Annotated in this window: 19 protein-coding genes; 9 read left to right on the top strand and 10 right to left on the bottom strand. The window is 68.9% G+C overall.

What is annotated here, in order from left to right; translation table 11 throughout:
* Positions 1-60 precede the first annotated feature (60 nt).
* Both ACWESM_RS21775 and ACWESM_RS21770 read right to left on the bottom strand, forming a co-directional pair.
* Complete coding sequence (locus ACWESM_RS21775) at positions 61-369, bottom strand: AzlD domain-containing protein (protein WP_355075921.1); 309 nt, start codon at positions 367-369, stop codon at positions 61-63.
* The gene (locus tag ACWESM_RS21770) at positions 369-1,064 is read right to left on the bottom strand and encodes an AzlC family ABC transporter permease (protein ID WP_364429702.1); all 696 of its coding nucleotides are present in this window, start codon (positions 1,062-1,064) and stop codon (positions 369-371) included. The genes ACWESM_RS21775 and ACWESM_RS21770 overlap by 1 nt, the downstream gene beginning before the upstream one ends.
* A gap of 191 nt (positions 1,065-1,255) precedes the next feature.
* Between ACWESM_RS21770 and ACWESM_RS21765 the strand changes: the two genes are divergently transcribed.
* Positions 1,256-1,822: a helix-turn-helix domain-containing protein gene (locus tag ACWESM_RS21765; RefSeq protein ID WP_397279285.1), complete on the top strand. Its 567-nt coding sequence runs from the start codon at positions 1,256-1,258 to the stop codon at positions 1,820-1,822.
* Positions 1,823-1,826: 4 nt separating this feature from the next.
* On the opposite strand, the gene ACWESM_RS21760 is transcribed toward ACWESM_RS21765, so the two are convergent.
* Positions 1,827-2,531, bottom strand: coding sequence for an HNH endonuclease (locus tag ACWESM_RS21760; RefSeq protein WP_355075927.1), 705 nt, complete (start codon positions 2,529-2,531; stop codon positions 1,827-1,829).
* Between the two features lie 243 nt (positions 2,532-2,774).
* Here ACWESM_RS21760 and ACWESM_RS21755 point away from each other — a divergent pair, with 243 nt between their 5' ends.
* The 4 genes from ACWESM_RS21755 (at position 2,775) to ACWESM_RS21740 (ending at position 5,835) form a co-directional block, all read left to right on the top strand.
* On the top strand, positions 2,775-3,179 hold the full coding sequence (locus ACWESM_RS21755; RefSeq protein WP_195043276.1) for a globin: 405 nt from the start codon (positions 2,775-2,777) through the stop codon (positions 3,177-3,179).
* Positions 3,180-3,426: 247 nt separating this feature from the next.
* Positions 3,427-5,001: a glycoside hydrolase family 13 protein gene (locus ACWESM_RS21750; RefSeq protein ID WP_356968362.1), complete on the top strand. Its 1,575-nt coding sequence runs from the start codon at positions 3,427-3,429 to the stop codon at positions 4,999-5,001.
* A 104-nt stretch (positions 5,002-5,105) separates the two neighbouring features.
* A complete protein-coding gene (ctaJ, locus tag ACWESM_RS21745) occupies positions 5,106-5,384 on the top strand; it encodes an aa3-type cytochrome oxidase subunit CtaJ (RefSeq protein WP_355075930.1) in 279 nt (92 codons plus the stop codon).
* Positions 5,371-5,835, top strand: a complete 465-nt coding sequence (locus tag ACWESM_RS21740; RefSeq protein ID WP_355075932.1) for a DUF5130 domain-containing protein — start codon at positions 5,371-5,373, stop codon at positions 5,833-5,835. The genes ctaJ and ACWESM_RS21740 overlap by 14 nt, the downstream gene beginning before the upstream one ends.
* Positions 5,836-6,012: 177 nt before the next feature.
* Here ACWESM_RS21740 and pepN read toward each other — a convergent pair whose 3' ends face one another.
* Positions 6,013-8,595, bottom strand: coding sequence for an aminopeptidase N (gene pepN / locus ACWESM_RS21735; RefSeq protein ID WP_364429690.1), 2,583 nt, complete (start codon positions 8,593-8,595; stop codon positions 6,013-6,015).
* A 216-nt stretch (positions 8,596-8,811) separates the two neighbouring features.
* Between pepN and ACWESM_RS21730 the strand changes: the two genes are divergently transcribed.
* Entirely contained in the window at positions 8,812-9,648 is an 837-nt protein-coding gene (locus ACWESM_RS21730; RefSeq protein WP_452493426.1) for a phosphoribosylaminoimidazolesuccinocarboxamide synthase, read from the top strand.
* A 3-nt stretch (positions 9,649-9,651) separates the two neighbouring features.
* Here ACWESM_RS21730 and ACWESM_RS21725 read toward each other — a convergent pair whose 3' ends face one another.
* The 4 genes from ACWESM_RS21725 to ACWESM_RS21710 form a co-directional block, all read right to left on the bottom strand.
* Positions 9,652-10,128, bottom strand: coding sequence for an NUDIX domain-containing protein (locus ACWESM_RS21725; RefSeq protein ID WP_452493424.1), 477 nt, complete (start codon positions 10,126-10,128; stop codon positions 9,652-9,654).
* Positions 10,129-10,409: 281 nt separating this feature from the next.
* Entirely contained in the window at positions 10,410-11,675 is a 1,266-nt protein-coding gene (locus tag ACWESM_RS21720) for an RNA polymerase sigma factor (RefSeq protein ID WP_452493422.1), read from the bottom strand.
* On the bottom strand, positions 11,672-12,073 hold the full coding sequence (locus ACWESM_RS21715; protein WP_355075942.1) for a YciI family protein: 402 nt from the start codon (positions 12,071-12,073) through the stop codon (positions 11,672-11,674). The genes ACWESM_RS21720 and ACWESM_RS21715 overlap by 4 nt, the downstream gene beginning before the upstream one ends.
* A gap of 106 nt (positions 12,074-12,179) precedes the next feature.
* Complete coding sequence (locus tag ACWESM_RS21710) at positions 12,180-13,415, bottom strand: NAD(P)/FAD-dependent oxidoreductase (protein ID WP_452493420.1); 1,236 nt, start codon at positions 13,413-13,415, stop codon at positions 12,180-12,182.
* 179 nt (positions 13,416-13,594) lie between these two features.
* On the opposite strand from ACWESM_RS21710, the gene ACWESM_RS21705 reads away from it, so the two are divergent.
* Positions 13,595-14,236, top strand: coding sequence for a mycothiol-dependent nitroreductase Rv2466c family protein (locus ACWESM_RS21705; protein ID WP_355075946.1), 642 nt, complete (start codon positions 13,595-13,597; stop codon positions 14,234-14,236).
* Between the two features lie 40 nt (positions 14,237-14,276).
* Here the strand turns inward: ACWESM_RS21705 and ACWESM_RS21700 are convergent, their stop codons facing one another.
* Entirely contained in the window at positions 14,277-15,386 is a 1,110-nt protein-coding gene (locus tag ACWESM_RS21700) for a M48 family metallopeptidase (protein WP_397279292.1), read from the bottom strand.
* A 175-nt stretch (positions 15,387-15,561) separates the two neighbouring features.
* On the opposite strand from ACWESM_RS21700, the gene ACWESM_RS21695 reads away from it, so the two are divergent.
* The gene (locus ACWESM_RS21695; RefSeq protein ID WP_355075948.1) at positions 15,562-16,035 is read left to right on the top strand and encodes a ribose-5-phosphate isomerase; all 474 of its coding nucleotides are present in this window, start codon (positions 15,562-15,564) and stop codon (positions 16,033-16,035) included.
* A gap of 23 nt (positions 16,036-16,058) precedes the next feature.
* Positions 16,059-16,871: an Fpg/Nei family DNA glycosylase gene (locus ACWESM_RS21690; RefSeq protein WP_397279294.1), complete on the top strand. Its 813-nt coding sequence runs from the start codon at positions 16,059-16,061 to the stop codon at positions 16,869-16,871.
* A 15-nt stretch (positions 16,872-16,886) separates the two neighbouring features.
* Here the strand turns inward: ACWESM_RS21690 and ACWESM_RS21685 are convergent, their stop codons facing one another.
* Positions 16,887-17,837, bottom strand: coding sequence for a GGDEF domain-containing protein (locus tag ACWESM_RS21685; RefSeq protein WP_355075952.1), 951 nt, complete (start codon positions 17,835-17,837; stop codon positions 16,887-16,889).
* Between the last annotated feature and the right edge of the window lie 969 nt (positions 17,838-18,806).

The following is an 18,806-nucleotide window of genomic DNA, read 5'->3' as shown; positions in this document are numbered from 1 at the left end:
ACAGGCGGCGCCGTCGGCAGGAGGGGACGGCGCCGCCTCCTGCTGCGGGCACGGTGCCGCTCAAGAGACGCCGATGTAGCGGAGGACTGCCGTCGTCGCGGCTGCGGCGAGAATGACCAGCAGAATGGGGCGTCGGAACCATGCGACCAGTCCACCCGCGAAAACGCCTGCGGGCACCGCGAATCCGAGGTCTGCGGTGCCCAGCGGCAAGGTGGTGACGGCCACGAGCGCGGTGAGCAATACGACGGCGCCGATCTCCAGCAGCCACACCACACGTTCGGGAAGGCGCACTCGGTCGCGGAGTGCGGGGCCGGCCCAGCGGAACGCGTAGGTGCCCGCGGCGAGAGCGACGACTCCGGCGGCCAGCATCACGCCGCTCCCCGCGCGGTCGCTGGTAGAGGCTTTTGCCGCGCCGCGACCAGCACCCCGGACAGGGCGAGCAGCACCGGCAGCCCCGTGGGTAGGAACGGAGCGCTGACCAGGGCGAGCGCGGTGCCGACACCCACCGCGGCGAGGGTGGTCCGGTCACGCAGCGCGGGCAACACCAGCGCTAGCAGGACCGCGGGGAACACCGCATCGAGTCCGAGCGCCGAGGTGTCGGTGACCACCGATCCGATCAGCGCTCCGACGGCGGCGCCGCCGGGCCAGGCGAGCAGCACCCCAGCGCCGGTGATCCAGTAGGCCGCCCGTCTGCGTGGCGCGTCGGGCTGCGCGATGGTCATCGCGACGGACTCGTCGTTCATCAGATGAACGCCGAGCGAGCGGCGCCAGCCCGTGCCGACCGCGTCGGGAACCGACAGCCCGTACGGAACATGCCGCGCGTTCACCAGCAGTCCTGCCAGCACGGCCGCGATCGGGTTGCCGCCGGCGGCAACGATCCCGAGAAACAGGAACTCCGAGCTTCCGGCCAGCACCACGCACCCGAGCAGCACCGGCAGCCAGACCGGAAAGCCCGCCGCGACCGCGGTCGCCCCGTAGGAAATCCCGATCACACCGACGGCGAGGCACACCGCCCCGATCCCGAGCAGCGCATTCCGATCGAGTGTTCGCCATATCGAACGCATGTAGTTTATAGTGAACATAACGCCGCACTTCGTCAATATGGTTTCCCGGCGAGAGCTCCGAAGGACACGCGCTGTGAACATGTCCGCACCGCAACCATCCAGCACTCCAGCGCAACCGCAACACCACGACCCCACGGCATAATCGCGGCACACGCGGTGCCGAAGGCGCTGCAAAACAAGCAGAGGTGGGAATGACGCAGCAGGACGCGACGACAACACCACAGGCGGTGATCGCCGCCGCGCTGCGCCGCGAGCGCGCCAGGGCCGGACTCTCGCTGAGCGAGGTCGCCGGCCGGGCGGGTATCGCGAAATCCACTCTGTCGCAATTGGAATCGGGAACCGGGAATCCGAGCCTGGAGACCTTGTGGGCGTTGTGCGTCGCCCTGGACATGCCGTTCTCCCGATTGCTCGACCCGCCGCGCCCGAACGTGCACGTCATTCGCGCCGGTGAGGGGCCGGTGGTGGCGGCCGAGCAGTCGGAGTACCGGGCGACGCTGCTGGCGGCCGGGCCGGCCTATTCCCGCCGCGACCTGTTCCGCATCACCGCGGAACCGGGGCATGCGCGGCGATCGGATCCGCATAGCGTCGGTGTGGTCGAGCACGTCCTGCTCGCCGAAGGGCGCGCGCTGGTCGGCCCCGTCGACGCGCCCGTCGAACTACACCCGGGCGACTACATCGCGTACCCGGGTGACCAACCGCACGTGTTCGAGGCACTGGCGTCGCCGACCTGGGCGACGCTGGTGGTGGAGTACACCTGATCGGTCAGGCGGCGCCTTCGTCGAGATACTGCAACCACACGGGGTCGAGTTCGGCGGTAGTGGACAGCAGGCGCCAGTGCGGGCCCTTCGGGGAGACCAGTGGGGCACGCAGCGTCCAGCCCAGCTCGCTGAGCAGTTTGTCGGCTTTGCGATGGTTGCACGGCGCGCAGCTGGCGACGCAGTTCTCCCAGGAATGTTCCCCACCGCGGCTGCGCGGGATGACGTGGTCGATGGTCTCGGCCTTGCCGCCGCAGTAGCCGCAGCGATAGCGATCCCGGTGCATGAGCGCGGCGCGGGTCATCGGCACCCTGGCGCGATACGGAACGTGCACGTAGGTGCGCAGGCGGATCACCGAGGGAATGGCCACCGACGTATCGGCGGAGTGCACTACCGGCCCTTCGTCGTTGTGGTGAACGGCGTCGGCCTTGTCGCAGATGAGGAGGACGATCGCGCGGCGCGCGGACAATGCGGTGAGCGGCTCGTAGGTGGCGTTCAACAGCAACACCCTGGTCTTGAGCCAGTTCGTGCCCTCGGCGGGCGGGGCGGTCGGGCGGGGTCCGTGGTCGTGATGGCCACGATGTCCACCCGGATATCGTTCGGACAAGATGTGCAGCGGAGTAGCCCCCGACCCACAATTGTGGACGTCGGCGGGCTGGAGTTGTCGGTGCGCTCGCGCCTCATGTGATCGGGCGCCGTGCCGCTGCTTCATCTCGACCTCGATTTCATGATTGGCAGGATCATGTGGTATCTGCAAAGCAGAGACTGTCCCCCAGTTGACCATGGAATGTCGGGCATTGCACGGTGATTTTCAACAATGTCCGGTTAACTGTGGCTGAAGTGCCATTCCGGCGCGATGTTCCGGTTGCCGATCGGCGGCGCAAGGGCGGTACGGCGGCGGTGCCCGGGCGCGGGCACAATGGACAGCGGCGCATCCGGTGAAGCGAGAGGGTCTATGACTTCGGGCGAGCAAACGGCGACGTCGTTCTACGAGGCGGTCGGTGGGGCGGAGACGTTCCGGCGGCTCGTCGCGACGTTCTATCGCGAGGTGGCCGCCGACGAGGTGCTGCGCCCGCTGTATCCGGAGGAGGATCTCGGTCCGGCGGAGCGTCGTTTGCGGATGTTCCTGGAGCAGTATTGGGGCGGTCCGCGCACTTACTCCGACGAGCGCGGCCATCCTCGCTTGCGCATGCGGCACATGCCGTTCACCATCGGACCGATCGAGCGGGACGCGTGGCTGCGGTGCATGCGTATCGCGGTCGCCGAGATCGAGCCGGAAACGCTCGACGACGAGCACCGTAAGGCGCTGCTCGACTACCTGGAAATGGCTGCCAACTCGTTGGTGAACGCCCCGTTCTGACCACGGCGCAGCACCGCGGCGTTGGTGTGTTTTCTACCGCCTTGTGGTGGCGAAACATTCGCTGGTGAACAGCGGCTGACGTGCCGGTTGCGCGCGAGAGGCGGAGCGGAGCAGCCTTTTTCGCCTGTGCGGGTGGCAGTGCTGGGTATTTGCCCGCCATTCGAAACTGTGTGCCGGGAGAAGGCTTTCGCCTCGAAACTTTGGCACTATTGCGGATGTGAGTGATGCACCAGCCTTAACGGCGCCGGTGGATCGCACCACGCAGTCGTGGTGGCGGTCGGCCGTGTTCTACCAGGTTTATCCGAGATCTTTCGCGGACTCGAGCGGAGACGGGGTCGGCGATCTCGGGGGAGTCCGGGACAAACTGGGCTACCTCGAACTGCTCGGCGTCGACGCGCTGTGGATCTGCCCCGTGATGCGTTCGCCGATGGCCGATGGTGGCTACGACGTTGCCGATCCCCGCGACATCGATCAGCTCTTCGGCGGTCTCGCCGCGATGGACGCGCTGATCGCCGAGGCGCATGCCCGCCGGATCAAGGTCACCATGGATTTGGTGCCCAATCACACCAGCGACCAGCATCCGTGGTTCCGCGCGGCGCTGGCGGCGGCTCCCGGCAGCCCGGAGCGCGATCGATACATCTTCCGCGACGGCCGCGGCCCCGGCGGCGCCGAGCCGCCGAACAACTGGCCGAGCATCTTCGGCGGCCCCGCTTGGACCAGGATCACCGAACCCGACGGCACCCCCGGCCAGTGGTACCTGCACATCTTCGCCCGTGAGCAGCCCGACCTGAATTGGGCCGACCCCGAGGTCGCCGCCGATTTCGAGCAGACGCTGCGGTTCTGGCTCGACCGCGGGGTGGACGGATTCCGGATCGACGTCGCACACGGCATGGCCAAACCCGACGGTCTGCCCGACATGCCCGAGCTGTCCGTCTCGGCCCTGCTCGCGCACGACGACAGCGACCCGCGGTTCAACAATCCCGCCGTGCACGACATCCACCGCCGGATCCGCAAGGTGGTCGACGAGTACCCGGACGCGGTCACCATCGGTGAAGTGTGGGTGAACGACAACACCCGCTTCGGCGAGTACGTGCGTGCCGACGAACTGCACCTGGCGTTCAACTTCCGCCTCGCGGAATCGGCGTTCGACGCCGACGCGGTGCGTGACGCGATCGACAACTCGCTGTCCGCCGTCGCACCGGTCTTCGCCGTGCCCACCTGGACGTTGTCGAACCACGACATCGAGCGCGAGGTCACCCGCTACGGCGGCGGTGCGCTCGGCGTCGCGCGGGCGCGGGCGATGATCCTGCTGGAACTGGCGCTGCCGGGCGCGGTGTTCATCTACAACGGCGCCGAGCTGGGGCTGCCCAACGTCGACGACCTGCCGGACGACGTCTTGCAGGATCCGGTGTGGGAGCGCTCCGGCCACACCCAGCGCGGCCGCGACGGCTGCCGAGTGCCGCTGCCCTGGGAGGGTGCCGCGCCGCCGTACGGGTTCACCACCGGGACACCGTGGCTGCCGATTCCGGGCGACTGGGCGTCGCTGACCGTCGAAGCGCAACTCGAGGAGTTGGGGTCGACTTTGTCGCTGTATCGCCTGGCACTCGAACTGCGCGCGCTGCGGCCGGAGTTCGCCGGGGATCGGATCGAGTGGTACGGCAGCCCGGCGGGTTGTCTCGCCTTCCGCAGGCCGGGGGGACTGGTCTGCGTGCTCAACGCCTCGGACGCGCCCATTCAGCTACCGCCGGGAGACGTGCTGCTGGCCAGCGCACCGACCGACGGAGGTCAGCTGGCGCCGAACGCGACCGCCTGGTTGGTCTGAGGCGCGTCGGAAAGTCCCAGCTCGGAGCCGATGCAATCGACACGGAGGGCGATCCGGCTCGACCGGACGGAGAACTACTACAGAGGATCGTCTACCTTTGATCCGTGAGCATTCTCGAGACAGTGCTGATCTTCGCCGGCATACCGCTGGTGATCTACGGCATCATCGCCGGATTGTCGTTCCTCGGTAAGCCGCTGCCTGGCGAGAAGCCGGTCCACTTCGCCCTCGGCCAGAAGTGGACCGCGTCGCCGGTGCTGTGGAGTGCCACCGAAGAGGTGATCGGCTCGGGTCACCATTTCGCGGAAACGCCGCATGAGCAGCATGCGGCCATCGAGTCCACCGCGGTGGAGCTGATCGGAGGACGGGCAAGTGGCAGGTTCTAAGTGGCCCGCGGTGGTCGAAGCCGATTTGCCGCACGGATACGCGATCACCAGCAGCGGACGCGTCTCCGGCGTGCACGAGGCAGGCGATGTGTTCAAGGAGGCGCCGTTCAACGACGTAGAGCGGCTCACCATGGACAACGTGCTCACCGAGGCGACCCGCGCGACGAAGGTGCGCTTCAACGTCTACATCGGCGATCTGGGCGAGGACCCGGCCGCGTCCGCGGACGCGATCTTCCCTGGCACGCCCGAGGCGGCGCACTCGGTGCTCATCGCCGTCTCGCCCAACGAGAAGGCGATCGAGGTGCGCTCGGGCCGGGCGGTCGCCGACCGTGCGAACGATCGCGTCTGCCAGCTCGGCGTCACCGCCGCGCTGAGCTCGTTCCGGCAGGGCCAGTTGATCGACGGCGTGGTCTCGGCCGTCCGCGTGATGGCCGCCGCCATCGGCAGGTAGCTGTTTCACCTGCAGCGACTGCGGCGCTGGTGTTCGCGGCCCTCTTGTGGCTCCGAACGGTAAATGCGCGGTCTCGCTTCGCTCGTAAGACGTGGTGTGGCCGCTGCGGTTGCGCACCGCGATAGCTGCCGTAAGTCCGGCGCGTCCACCCGACCAGGGTGGACGCGCCGGTTTCGTCTACGGCTGTGCGTCGAAGGCGCGGGCCCGCAGCGAGCGTTCGATCCCCGCCTTGCCCTCGCTGACCAGCCGGCGCAGCGCCGGGGGATGATCGCCGGCCAGGAACTTGTCGGCGACGGCCACCGCGTCCTCGCTGATCGCCCAGTGCGGGTAGAGGCCGACCACCACGGTCTGGGCGACCTCGCTGGAACGACGCTCCCAGACGCCGGGCACCTCGGCGAAATACCGCTCCACGTAGGAGGCGAGCAGCTCACCCTGCCCGGCGGGTGCGAAGCCACCGACGATCGAGCGGGCGGTGATGTTGGGTACCGAATCGTCGCCCATCACCGTCGCCCACGCCTGCTCCTTCACCTCGGCGATCGGACGCGCCGTGGCTGCGGCGGCCGCCTGCCGCTTGCCCGCGGCCGTGGGGTCGTTGGCCAGCTCCTCATCGATGACCGGAGTGTGCAGCCCCTCGGCATCGATCTCGCCCGCCGCCGCGAGCGCCGACACGATCCGCCAGCGCAGGTCGGTATCGACCACCAAGCCGGGCAATCCGACCTTCGCCGGGTCGCCGTCGCGCAGCTCGCTCAGCACCTCGGTGTGCCAGGCCGACAACTTCGCGCCGGTCAGCGCGTTGACGAAGGCCAGCTGGTGGTCGGAGCCGGGTTCGGCTTCGCGCGCCAGCTCCAGCAGCCTGTTCGCGTATTCCGGCCAGCCGGTGGTCGCGGCCCATTCCGGCTCCGCGTAGCTGCCCAGCGCGGTGTTGGCCTGCATCAACAGCCGTTGCACCACACCGATCTCGCTCTCGGCGCCGACTCCACGCTCGACCAGCGCGACGAAATCACGGGCGCGGAACTCGGCCTGGCGCGTCATCTCCCAGGCCGCCGACCAGGCGAGCGTGCGCGGCAGCGGCTCCGCGATGTCGGCGATGCGGTTGACCAGCACGTCGAGCGAACCGGCGTCGAGGCGGATCGAGCAGTAGGTGAGGTCGTCGTCGTTGACCAGCACGAACTGGCCGCGCGGCACGCCGGCCAGCTCGGGTACCTCGGTGCGTTCGGCGGCGTCGAGGTCGAGCTCGACGCGCTTGGTGCGCACCAGTTTTCCGTCCTGGTCGTCGTAGACGCCGACCGCGAGACGGTGCACGCGCCGCTCGCCCGCGCCCGGCTGTGCCCCCTCCTGCACGACCGCGAACGAGGTGAACCTGCCCTCGGCGTCCACCTCGAAGTCGGGGCGCAGGATGTTCAATCCGGTGGTCTTGAGCCACTGCGCACCCCAGGTGGACAGGTCGCGGCCGGACGACTTCTCCAGCGCCGACAGCAGATCGTCGAAGGTGGCGTTGCCGTAGGCGTGGTCGGCGAAGTACGCGCGCAGGCCCGCCAGAAACGGCTCCAGCCCGACATACGCGACGAGCTGCTTGAGGACGCTGGCGCCCTTGGCGTAGGTGATGCCGTCGAAGTTGACCTCGACCGCGGCGAGATCGGGGATGTCGGCGGCGATCGGGTGGGTGGAGGGCAGCTGGTCCTGCCGGTAGGCCCAGGACTTCTCCACGTTCGCGAAGGTGGTCCAGGCGTTGGTGTACTCGGTGGCCTCGGACTGGCACAGCACCGACGCGAACGTGGCGAACGACTCGTTCAACCACAGGTCGTCCCACCATTTCATGGTGACCAGGTCGCCGAACCACATGTGCGCCATCTCGTGCAGCACGGTCTCGGCGCGGCGCTCGTAGGACGCCCGGGTGACCTTGGACCGGAAGACGTAGTCCTCCAGAAAGGTCACCGCGCCCGCGTTCTCCATCGCGCCCGCGTTGAATTCGGGGACGAACAGCTGGTCGTACTTGCCGAACGCGTACGGCACGCCGAAGTTGCGGTGGTAGAAGCCGAAACCCTGCTTGGTCTCGGTGAACAGTCGCTCGGCGTCCATGTGCTCGGCGAGCGAGGCGCGGCAGTAGATGCCGAGGGGGATATCGCCGTGGTCGTCGGTGTAGACGTCGGTCCACTGCGCGTACGGGCCCGCGATGAGCGCGACCAGGTAGGTGCTCATCTTCGGGGTGGTGCGGAAGACGTGCTTGCCCGGCTCCGCCACGAGCGTCTGCACCACGGCCGCGTTGGAGACGACCTGCCAGTCCTCCGGTGCGGTGACGGCGAGGTCGAAGGTGGCTTTCAGATCCGGCTGATCGAAGCAGGCGAACATCCGCTTGGCGTCGGCGGTTTCGAACTGCGAGTACAGGTACACGGCGTCGTCGGCGGGGTCGACGAACCGGTGCAGACCCTCGCCGGTGTGCGAGTACTCGCAGTCGGCCTCGACCACCAGCTCGTTGTGCTCGGCCAGGTCGGTCAGCGTGATCCCGGTCGACTCGTCGTAACCGGAGACGTCCAGCGCGGTCCCGTTGAGCACTGCCGAGCGCACGCCGCGCGCCACGATGTCGACGAATGTGCTCGCGCCGGGTGTCGCGCCGAAGGTCACGGTGCTGCGGGAGAAGAAGGTCTGCTCGCCCGGTTTGCCCGCGCCGTCGGTCAGATCCAGCTCGACGCGGTAGTTCTCGACCGACACCGTCGCGGCGCGTTCGATCGCCTGGTCGCGAGTGAGGTTGGGTGCGGACATAAGGCTCCTTCGTGGTCGAAGAACTGGCACGGGCAAAACCCACAATGCCACCTCGGGGTGGCAGGCCGCGCGGGACTTTCCCGATCGACCCTAATGTTCGCGGCACTTACGCACCGGTCCGCTGTGTGCGGCGGACGGCGCGGCGGCGGTGCTCGGGGGCGGCGGTATTGTGCCTGGTACAGCGCAGGTTCACCCCAGGGATTCGGAGGCTCGACGTTGAAGCATGTGCACGCCGGGAAGGTGCGTGACCTGTACGAGGACGGCGACACGCTGGTGCTGGTCGCGTCCGACCGGGTTTCGGTGTACGACGTGGTGCTGCCGACGCCGATCCCGGACAAGGGCGCCCTGCTCACGCAGTTGTCCAACTGGTGGTTCGAGTACTTCACCGATGTGCCCAACCATGTGGTCTCGGCCACCGACGTGCCCGCCGAGTTCGCCGGTCGCGGCATTCGGGTGAAGCCGCTGAAGATGGTGCAGGTGGAATGCATCGCGCGCGGTTACCTGACCGGGTCCGGGCTGGTGGAATACCGGCAGACGGGCTCGGTGTGCGGGATCGCGCTGCCGCCCGGTCTGCGCGAGGGCGACAAGCTGCCGGAGCCGATCTTCACACCGACCACCAAGGCGTCCGAGGGGCACGACGAGGCGATCACCTTCGCGGACGTGGTGAACCAGGAGGGACGCGAGGTCGCCGAGCGGCTGCGCGAACTCACTTTGCACATCTACGCCAGGGGCGCCGCGCACGCCGCCGAACGCGGTGTCATCGTCGCGGACACCAAGGTCGAATTCGGCTGGGACGGCGATGTGCTCACCCTCGGCGACGAAGTGCTCACCTCCGATTCGTCGCGTTTCTGGCCCGCCGGCGAGTGGGAGCCGGGCCGCGCGCAGCGCTCGTTCGACAAGCAGTTCGTCCGCGACTGGTCCACCTCCACGGGCTGGAACAAGGAGGCGCCCGGCCCGGAGATCCCGGCCGATGTCGTCGTGGCGACCCGCCAGAAGTACGTGGAGGCCTACGAACTCATCACCGGCCGGACCTGGGCGGGCGTGCCGCGATAGCGGTCAGTCCGCGAGCAGCTCGGTCAGCCGGTCCAGGCAGGGCCGCTGCCCCGCGACGAGCTTGTCTCGCGCGGTGGGTGCGTCGAACCAGTCCGCGCGGTCGATCTCGGGGAACTCCGCGAGGCGGCCGGAGCGCGGCGGCCATTCGAGCTGGAAGGTTCCCGGTACCACGGCGGCGGGATCGAGGTCGCCTTCGACGGCCCAGACGGTGAGCACCTTCTTGCCGCTGCTGTAACGCACCTCGCCCAACGGCAGCCACGTGCCGTCCGGGACCGGCAGCCCGAGTTCCTCGGCGAACTCCCGGTTCGCCGCGACCTCGGCGGCCTCCGTCTCCGGCTCGTACTCGCCCTTCGGAATAGACCACGCGCCCAGGTCTTTTCGCTCCCAGAACGGCCCGCCCATGTGTCCGAGCAGTACTTCGACGGCGCCGTCGGAGTTCCGGCGGAAGAGAAGGACTCCCGCACTGTGTTTGCCTGCCACACCGGGTAGTCTGCCCCGTCGCGATCGGCCGAGTGCCCTCGCATGCCGGTGCCCGGCGCGTCGCCGGAGCGACCGCTTTCGGCCGCCACGCCCGCCGCTCGAAGTCCCACGCAGTGCGAAGGGCTCCACTTGCCGGGTCCGGTGTGGTGCGGCGGCGCCACCCGGCATCCCGAGCGGCCGTGCCGGGTCGAACCACGATCACGTCCGGCGATCCCGGCTGTCGGCGGACGTGCTCGCATTCGCCGATCCGGCGCTGCCACCGCGACCATTCGTGCACCCGCTCAGTCGGGGAGGTTCACTCGTGCCCCGTGGCGCAGCTGTGCCGCACGGATGGTCAGATAGTCGCGCTCGGGGACGCTCGTCGTGCGGGCGGCGGCCTTGGTGTAGCAGGCGATGGCCGCGTCGATCGCACCGGCCATCTCGTGCAGATGGCCGCGCACGGCGTCGAGCCGGTGGGTACCCGACAGGTGTTCGTCGAGGGTCTCGGCCAGCGCGAGACCGGCTTCGGGCCCCGCCACCATCGCCGTCGCCACCGCCCGGTTCAGCGTCACCATCGGATTGTCCGAGAGCCGTTCGAGCCGGTCGTACAGCGCGAGGATCTTGGTCCACTCGGTGTCCTCGGCACGCGGAGCCTGCGCGTGCAGGACCGCGATGGCCGCCTGGATCTGATAGGGCCCGCGCAAGCCGCCGGAGAGCGTGCCGGTGACCAAGGTCGTCCCTTCGGTGATCAGCGCCCGATCCCACAGCGCGCGATCCTGTTCGGCCAGCTGGACGAGTTCGCCGTGCGCGCCGGTGCGTGCGGCCCGGCGGGCGTCGGTGAGCAGCATCAACGCGAGCAACCCGGTGACCTCGTTGTCGCCGGGCACCAGCCGGTGCACCGCCCTGGTGAGCCGGATCGCCTCATCGGACAGGTCCGTTCGCTGCAACGTGTGCCCTGAACTGCTGGTATGACCTTCGTTGAAGATGAGGTACAACACGTGCAGTACCGCGCCCAGCCGCTCGCGCCACCGCTGATCCCCCGGCTGCGCGAAGGGCCGCTCGACGGTGGCCAGCTTCTTCTTCGCTCGTGTGATCCGTTGCGCCATGGTCGCTTCCGGTAACAGGAAGGCGCGGGCGATCTGTTCGGTGCCGAGTCCGCCCACCGCGCGCAGCGTCAGCGCGATGGCGGCGGCGGGCGTCAGCGCCGGGTGGCAGCACAGGAACAGCATGGTCAGCGTGTCGTCGTGGTCCACGGGGACGGCGTCGGGCACCTCACGGTCGAAAGCCGTGGTCTCCCTGCGCCGCCGGGCCACCTCCGCGCGCACGGCGTCGGCCATGCGGCGCTGCGCGACCTGGATCAGCCAAGCCCGCGGATTGTCCGGCAGGCCCTCCATCGGCCACTGGGTCGCGGCCGCGAGCAGCGCTTCCTGCAGCGCGTCCTCTGCGGTGTCGAAATCACCGAAGCGGCGGACGAGCGTTCCGAGGACCTGCGGCGCCAGTGCGCGCAGCAGGTCCTCGGTGCTCGCCGGGAGCGGTGTGTCGTCGGGCACCGCACTCCGGTCGCTCATTGCTCGGTGGCGGGGGCGCCCATCACCGCGCGAACTTCGATGTACTCGCCGATCGGTTTGCCGCCGGGGCCGGGGGCGGCGGAGGCCTGCGCCGCGATCTCGTAGGCCCGCTCGGGGCTGTCCACGTCGACGATCCAGTACCCCGCCAAGAACTCTTTGGTCTCCGGGAAAGGCCCGTCCGTGACCACCGGCGCCGACCGACCGTCCGAACTGACGATCCGCGCCTCCTCCGGCCCGGCCAATCCCTGCGCGTCCACCAACTCGCCCGCCTCGGCCAGTTGCGCACCCAGCGCGCGCTGGAAGTCTATGTGCGCCTGGATCTCTTCCGGGGACCATTCGTTGATCGGTGTGTCGCAGTACTTGGTGGGTGCGTAGGTCTTCAGCAGCATGTATTTCATGGTCGATTTCCTCTCCGGCGTTCGGTCGCTGGGAGCGCTCCGGTGGCGCCCGCGAGGAGGTCGGAGCACGTCGCGTGCGTTCGACACATCTCTGCAGTGATCCACATCACAGCTCGGCCGAGGTGTCGGCCAGCCGATCCGGATCGACCGGTTCGCCCGCCAGGATCAGTTCCTTGATCCGGTCGGTCACGTCCCAGACGTTCACGTTCATCCCGGCGAGCACGCGGTTGTTCCCGTCCAGCCAGAACGCCACGAACTCGCGTGCCGCCGTGTCGCCGCGCACGACGACCCTGGCGTGTTCGCCCGGCGCGGCGTACCCGGTGTACTCCATGCCCAGGTCGTACTGGTCGGTGAAGAAATAGGGCAGCCGGTCGTAGGAAGCCTGCTTGCCGAGCATGGTCGCGGCGGCGACCGCGGGTTGGTTGAGCGCGTTGGCCCAGTGCTCCACCCGGACCCGCCTGCCGAGCACAGGGTGCTGCTGGGCGGCGATGTCACCGACCGCGACGATGTCCGGATCGCTGGTGGCCAGGCGTTCGTCGACCAGCACGCCGTCGTCCACGGCGAGACCGGCGTCGGCGGCCAGCTCCACGTTCGGGCGCGCGCCGACGGCGACCAGCACCGCGTCGGCTTCGATCGTGCTGCCGTCGGCGAGCCGGACGCCGTTGGCGACCGCGGTCGCGATCGCGTCCTCGGTGGTGATCGCCTCGACCTGCGCGCCGAACCGGAAGTCGACGCCGTTGGCCCGGTGCAGATCGGCGAACACCTCGCCCATCTCCGGTCCGAGCACCGCGAGCAGCGGCAGGTCGGCGCGTTCGACGATGGTCACCTCGACGCCCGCCGCCCTGGCCGCGGCGGCGACCTCCAGGCCGATCCAGCCGGCGCCGATGATGACGAGCCGCCGCGTCGCGCTGCCGAACAGCTCGATCAACGTGTCGGAGTCCTCGATGGTGCGCAGCGTGTACACGTTGGGCGCGTCGGCGCCGGGAACGGGCAGTGTCCGCGGCGTGGAGCCGGTGGCGAGCGCGAGCTTGTCGTAGGACAGTGTGGAACCGTCGGGCAGGGTGACCGTCTTGGCCCCGGGGTCCAGCCCGGTGACGGTGGTGCCGAGGCGGATGTCGATGTGGTGGTCGCGATACCACTGCGCGGGATCGACGATGAATTCCGGCAGCGCCTTCTTCCTGAGCAGATGCTCCTTCGACAGCGGCGGCCGGTCGTAGGGCAGGTGCTCCTCGGCGCCGATCAGTGTCACGCTTCCCTCGAAGTCCTTCTCGCGCAGAGCTTCTGCTGTCTTGGCCGCGCCCAGTCCGCCGCCGACTATGACGAAATGCTGGTCAGAACTCATCGCGGACTCCTTCTCCGAAGGGAACCAAGCACCTGCCGGTCAACCCTACTGGCAGCCGTGCGCGCCGCTCGGGAAAACGGATGCCGCGAGTGGGAACGAATCGCGCGCCGACGTGGTTGCTCGGTAGGGCGGCGCAGTGTGCGGCCGCCCGTCCGCTTGCGATCGAGAGGAAGCCGCCCGTGACCGACGAAGCCACCAAGGACGTCGCCGATTTCTGGTTCGACCCGCTGTGCCCGTGGTGTTGGATCACGTCCCGCTGGATCCTCGAGGTCGAGCAGGTGCGCGACATCGAAGCCCGGTTCCACGTGATGAGCCTGTCGGTGCTGAACGAGGGCAGAGATGTGCCGCCGCAGTACAAGGAACTGCTCGACACGGGATGGGGCCCGGTCCGCGTCGCGATCGCCGCGGCGCAGGAGCACGGCGACAAGGTGCTGTCGCCGCTGTACACCGCGATGGGCACGCGCATCCACAACCGGCGGGCCGAGTACGAACGCGAGAGCCGCAAGGAGACCCTCGCCGCGGTGATCGCCGACGCGCTGGCGGAGGTCGGTCTGCCCGCCGAGCTGGCCGCGGCCGCCGAGAGCACCGACTACGACGAGGCGCTGCGTGAGAGCCACCACGCGGGCATGGACAAGGTGGGACCGGACGTCGGCACCCCGACCATCCACATCAACGGGACCGCGTTCTTCGGTCCGGTGCTGTCCCGTATTCCCCGCGGCGAGGAAGCGGGCAAGGTCTGGGACGGCGCGGTGGCACTGGCGTCCTACCCGCACTTCTTCGAGCTGAAGCGCACGCGGACCGAAGATCCGTCGTTCGACTGAGCACCCGCGCCCAGGTGCCGTCGCGCGGCACCCGGCCCGGTCAGAACGCGGACTTCGGCGGGCTCGCGGGCACCTGGCCGTAGGAACTCGCGTACCCGCCCGCGGGCACACCGGCGCCCGCGGGCGGGGCAGGGCGCAGGAACAGCTTCCCGTGCCTGCTGCGATCGCGCAGCGCCCACATCCGCCAGGTGAGCACGGGGTGGCTGGACAGAGCGTTCACCATCCAGACGAAGAAGCCCTTCTCGACGGCCGCCCGGTCGGCCATCTCGTCGAAGCCGACCAGCCGGTTCATGTACTTGCCCGCGGCCAGGGTGCCCATGGCGGCGGACGCGCCGGTGTGCCGATTGCAGAAGCCGTGGTTGTCGGCGGTGTACTCCTGCGCGCGGATCAAGCTGCTGCCGACGACCGGCAGGAACGGCACCAGGAACATGCCCAGCTGCCGCCAGTACGACGTGTGCCCCGCCGCGATGTGACCGACCTCGTGGCCGATGATGAACGCCAGCGCGTCGGGTTCGCGTGCGGCGCCGCCGATCTCGAACAGATCGCTGTAGACCACTACGTAGCGCCGGAACCCGTGCCCGCTGGCGAACGCGTTGATCTGGCCGTTGCCGAGCACCACGTAGGCGTCCGGCACCTTCGACATGCCGAAGCGAGCGGCGGCGTCCACCACCATCTGATAGCCCTCGGGGAACTGGGTCGGCGACATCTTCACGCCGTTCACCCGCTGGCCCGCGTAGTTGATGCCGCGACCGAACCACAGCAGCAGCGGGGCGGCCGCGAACGCGAGGACGTACTGGTCGAAGTTCCCGGTGGCGAGCAGCACCAGCGCGATCAGATACGCGAACACGGTGAACACCACCACGACGACGAGCATCGGTATCTCCCAGCTGTGCCGTGCGGGCATGCCGAACGGCGACAGACCGCGGGGCTGCCGCTGCGGCGGAGCTCCGGGGGGCACCGGGGCGCCGGGGTAGGAGCCATAGGGCGCCGGATACGCAGCCGGGGGCGCGGACGGATAGGAGCCCGAGGTGTACTGCTGGCCGTACGACGCGGCAGGCGTGCTCCGATCCGAGACCCACCCGCCCTGCTGGGCGTACGGGTCGGCCTGTCGGCCCGCCTGGTCGGACGGCTGGGGTTCGAACGGCTGCATGGAATGAACTCTATTCAGTTGCCGGGAACGGGGTCGGCGCGTCGGCCGTGTCATCGGGCACTGTGGCCGCGAACACAACTGGCGCATCAGTCGATTCGCGCGGGCCCGCCGCGGTGTTAATCGCGGGGCAAGCCCTCTCGCCGCCGCGCGGCGGCCACCTGACACAATGCCTGCCATGCGCGTTTACCTGGGTGCCGACCATGCCGGTTTCGAACTGAAGAATCACGTCAAGGCCCATCTGGAGCAGGCGGGCCACGAGGTCGTCGACTGCGGCGCGCTCGAGTACGACGCGCTGGACGACTACCCCGCCTTCTGCATCGAGGCGGCCCGCCGGACCGTCGCCGACCCCGGCAGCCTCGGCCTGGTGTTCGGCGGCAGTGGCAACGGCGAACAGATCGCCGCGAACAAGGTGCCCGGCGCCCGGTGCGCGCTGGCCTGGAGCGTGGAGACCGCGAAGCTGGCACGCGAGCACAACAACGCGCAGCTGATCGGCATCGGCGGCCGCATGCACTCGACCGAGGAGGCGCTGGCCATCGTGGACGCGTTCGTCTCCACCCCCTGGTCGGGCGAGGAGCGCCACCAGCGGCGCATCGACATCCTGGCCGAGTACGAGAAGACCGGAATCGCCCCGGCGGTTCCCGCGTACTGAGCGCACGGCGGTCGTAACCGGCTGTGCCGGAAGGACATACGCTGCACCGCCTCGCGCGGCTGCATCAGCGTCGCCTCGCGGGCGGTGTGGTGCGCGTATCGAGCCCGCAAGGCAAGTTCGCCGCGGGCGCTGCCCGCGTGGACGGGCAGGTGCTGACGAAATCCGAGGCGTGGGGCAAACACCTCCTGCACCACTACGACTCGGGCCTGGTGGTGCACGTGCATCTCGGACTGTACGGCACGTTCACCGAATCCGCGTTGCCGATGGGGGAGCCGGTCGGGCAGGTCCGGATGCGCTTGTCCGGGGAACCGGACGGGCAGCCGGGCTTCGGCACCGACCTGCGCGGGCCTGCCGCGTGCGAGATCCTGCTGCCGCCGGAGGTGACGGCGCTCACCGATCGGCTCGGTCCTGATCCGCTGCGGCGCGGCGCCGATCCGGACCGGGCGTGGCAGCGCATCCATCGTTCCCGCAGGCCGATCGGCGCGCTGCTGATGGACCAGCAGGTGGTCGCAGGGGTCGGCAACGTCTATCGCGCGGAATTGCTGTTCCGCCATGGGATCTCCCCGAATCGTCCGGGTACGGAGCTGTCCGCGGGCGAATGGGCGGACATATGGTCCGATCTGGTCGCGCTCATGCGGGTAGGGGTGCGCGTCGGGAAGATGGTCGTGGTGCGGCCCGAACACGATCACGGCGAGCCCTCGTATGCCCCGGATCGCCCGCGCACCTATGTCTACCGCCGCCAAGGCGCCCCGTGCCGTCTGTGCGAGACGCCGATCGCCCATCAGGTGATGCAGGCGCGGAATCTCTTCTGGTGCCCCACCTGTCAACCCGGCTGACCCGGATCGGCCGGGTCAGCCGGCGACGGCGGTGTCGATGTCCGGCTCGTCCGCGAGGGCGAAGCGGCGCCCACCGGCCGTCTTCGCGGAGTACATCGCGCGATCGGCGCGGCGCAGCAGATCGGTGAAATCGAGCGGGCTGCCCGGCGGGTTGTAGGCGGTGCCCACGCTGGCCGACACCGGAACGGGCCCGGCCGACGACCAGACCGGGTCACGCAGCGCGGCCACGATCCGATGCGCGAGGTCACCGAGGTTGTTGTGGTGGGGGTTGGTCGCGAGCACGAACTCGTCACCGCCGTACCGGCAGATCACCGTGTCCGGCGGGCACACTTCGCGCAGTCTGCCGGCCAGTTCGACCAGCACTTCGTCACCGATCGCATGCCCGTACCCGTCGTTGATCTGCTTGAACCGGTCCAGGTCGATCAGCAGCAACCCGACGCCGCGCGTCGGGTCGGTGGCCATCAGGCGCACCTTGTCCTGCAGCAGCGTCCGGTTGGCCAGATCGGTCAGCGCGTCGTGGGTGGCCTCGTGGCGCAACCGGTGCTGCAGCGCGGCGATCTCCTGCACGCGCAGCGACACCTTGGCCGACAGGTTCTGTTCCTGTTGCGCGAGAGCGCGCTCCTGAAGCGCCTGGGCGTAACTGTCGATGGCCTGACTGGCGATGAACGGCCAGCGTGTGGCCACCAGGGAGCCGGGCGTGCCGGATGGGAAGCCGAGCAGCCAGCGCGTGGCCTGCGCCAGCATCCGGATCCGGTCGAACGGCGCATCGGCGAGCCGGGCCCCGAGCATGCGTGCTTCCGGAACCGGGAACGGCTCGCATCGCGCGAGTGTGAGCAGGCGCTCGACGATCTCGATCAGCACCGGTTCCAACTGCTGGGGCGCCGCGCCCGAACCGGGCTCGGCGCAGACCGCACGGGCCCATGCTCGGGCCATAGCGGCTACCGGGGGCTCGATGTCGGTCGACATCGGACTCACCCGGTGTGGGCGACGTCGGTACCCAGGTGCCCTGTAGTCACACAGGCGCCGGCGTCACCCTGATCGTTCCCACTGCTACGCGGTTGCGTCCACCTGGTTCGGCGCACGTTCACCGCCCCCTTTCCAGATACCCCCGTCCGGCAAAAAGGATCCTAGCAAGCCACTCGGCATCGAAAAGCGGAGATTTGCAACGTGTTCTCGACGCCTGGCGAATGGCGATCGGGTATGTGATCGTTCCCGTCGCGTTGGTGTTACACCGGATTCCCGTTCGCTGCAAAATCGCGGCGCGACGCGCTGGCGACACGCTGTACGAGGTGTGCGGAGAGTGGTGCGTGAGCCACGGGGGCGGTCCGGACCGTCCACGCGCCGCTTGCTTCACGAGAATCTGTTCTCGCACGCGACGTCCTCGTCTTCCCTGTCGAGTTGCGAATGGTTGTTCCTGGCGTGCTCGAGGTGGGCGCCTGCTCGCGGTCCTCGGGCCGAACCGGCTCGGGTACCGCTCGCCGCCCAGTGGCGCGATGTCGGTGTCATCCCGCTCTCCCGGCCACTGGGTTGCCGTGCGATCGGCCGAGGGTTCGCCGGAAAGACTTCTCGGCGCAGAGCGCCCGGAACCCTGCTCGGTGTCGTGGCCGTGGCTGCGCGACACGCCGCGCGCGGCGGTTGTGACAGCGAGTCGTGCGGTCCTCATCGGAATTCCCTCGAGCGAAGTTCCTGGCGTGACATCTGTGTCATCTGAGTTTCGCCCACCGGAATCCGACACGCCAGAGTTTCAATGAAAAATCACCTTTAAAAATTTCCGGCGCGCGCTACCGCGTGCCCGCGCGCCCGCCGTGCGACACTGGACGCGGCAACCCTGGAGCGCTCCGGCGGGCAACCTGCGAGATCGCGCTGCGCGGGGGGCTGATTGGCGTTTCGGAAGCCTGGTTCGGTACAGTCGGATCGCACACGACATCGTGGCGA

This window comes from Nocardia sp. NPDC003999 (assembly GCF_053604885.1).
This window is presented reverse-complemented; position numbering and strand designations above follow the sequence as displayed.

What these genes read in the sequence shown, in the direction of transcription:
- ACWESM_RS21775 (WP_355075921.1), bottom strand. Translation starts at nt 369, where the DNA reads ATGCTGGCCGCCGGAGTCGTCGCTCTCGCCGCGGGCACCTACGCGTTC.
- ACWESM_RS21770 (WP_364429702.1), bottom strand. Translation starts at nt 1,064, where the DNA reads ATGCGTTCGATATGGCGAACACTCGATCGGAATGCGCTGCTCGGGATC.
- ACWESM_RS21765 (WP_397279285.1), top strand. Translation starts at nt 1,256, where the DNA reads ATGACGCAGCAGGACGCGACGACAACACCACAGGCGGTGATCGCCGCC.
- ACWESM_RS21760 (WP_355075927.1), bottom strand. Translation starts at nt 2,531, where the DNA reads ATGAAGCAGCGGCACGGCGCCCGATCACATGAGGCGCGAGCGCACCGA.
- ACWESM_RS21755 (WP_195043276.1), top strand. Translation starts at nt 2,775, where the DNA reads ATGACTTCGGGCGAGCAAACGGCGACGTCGTTCTACGAGGCGGTCGGT.
- pepN (WP_364429690.1), bottom strand. Translation starts at nt 8,595, where the DNA reads ATGTCCGCACCCAACCTCACTCGCGACCAGGCGATCGAACGCGCCGCG.
- ACWESM_RS21720 (WP_452493422.1), bottom strand. Translation starts at nt 11,675, where the DNA reads ATGAGCGACCGGAGTGCGGTGCCCGACGACACACCGCTCCCGGCGAGC.
- ACWESM_RS21715 (WP_355075942.1), bottom strand. Translation starts at nt 12,073, where the DNA reads ATGAAATACATGCTGCTGAAGACCTACGCACCCACCAAGTACTGCGAC.
- ACWESM_RS21710 (WP_452493420.1), bottom strand. Translation starts at nt 13,415, where the DNA reads ATGAGTTCTGACCAGCATTTCGTCATAGTCGGCGGCGGACTGGGCGCG.
- ACWESM_RS21700 (WP_397279292.1), bottom strand. Translation starts at nt 15,386, where the DNA reads ATGCAGCCGTTCGAACCCCAGCCGTCCGACCAGGCGGGCCGACAGGCC.
- ACWESM_RS21695 (WP_355075948.1), top strand. Translation starts at nt 15,562, where the DNA reads ATGCGCGTTTACCTGGGTGCCGACCATGCCGGTTTCGAACTGAAGAAT.
- ACWESM_RS21685 (WP_355075952.1), bottom strand. Translation starts at nt 17,837, where the DNA reads ATGTCGACCGACATCGAGCCCCCGGTAGCCGCTATGGCCCGAGCATGG.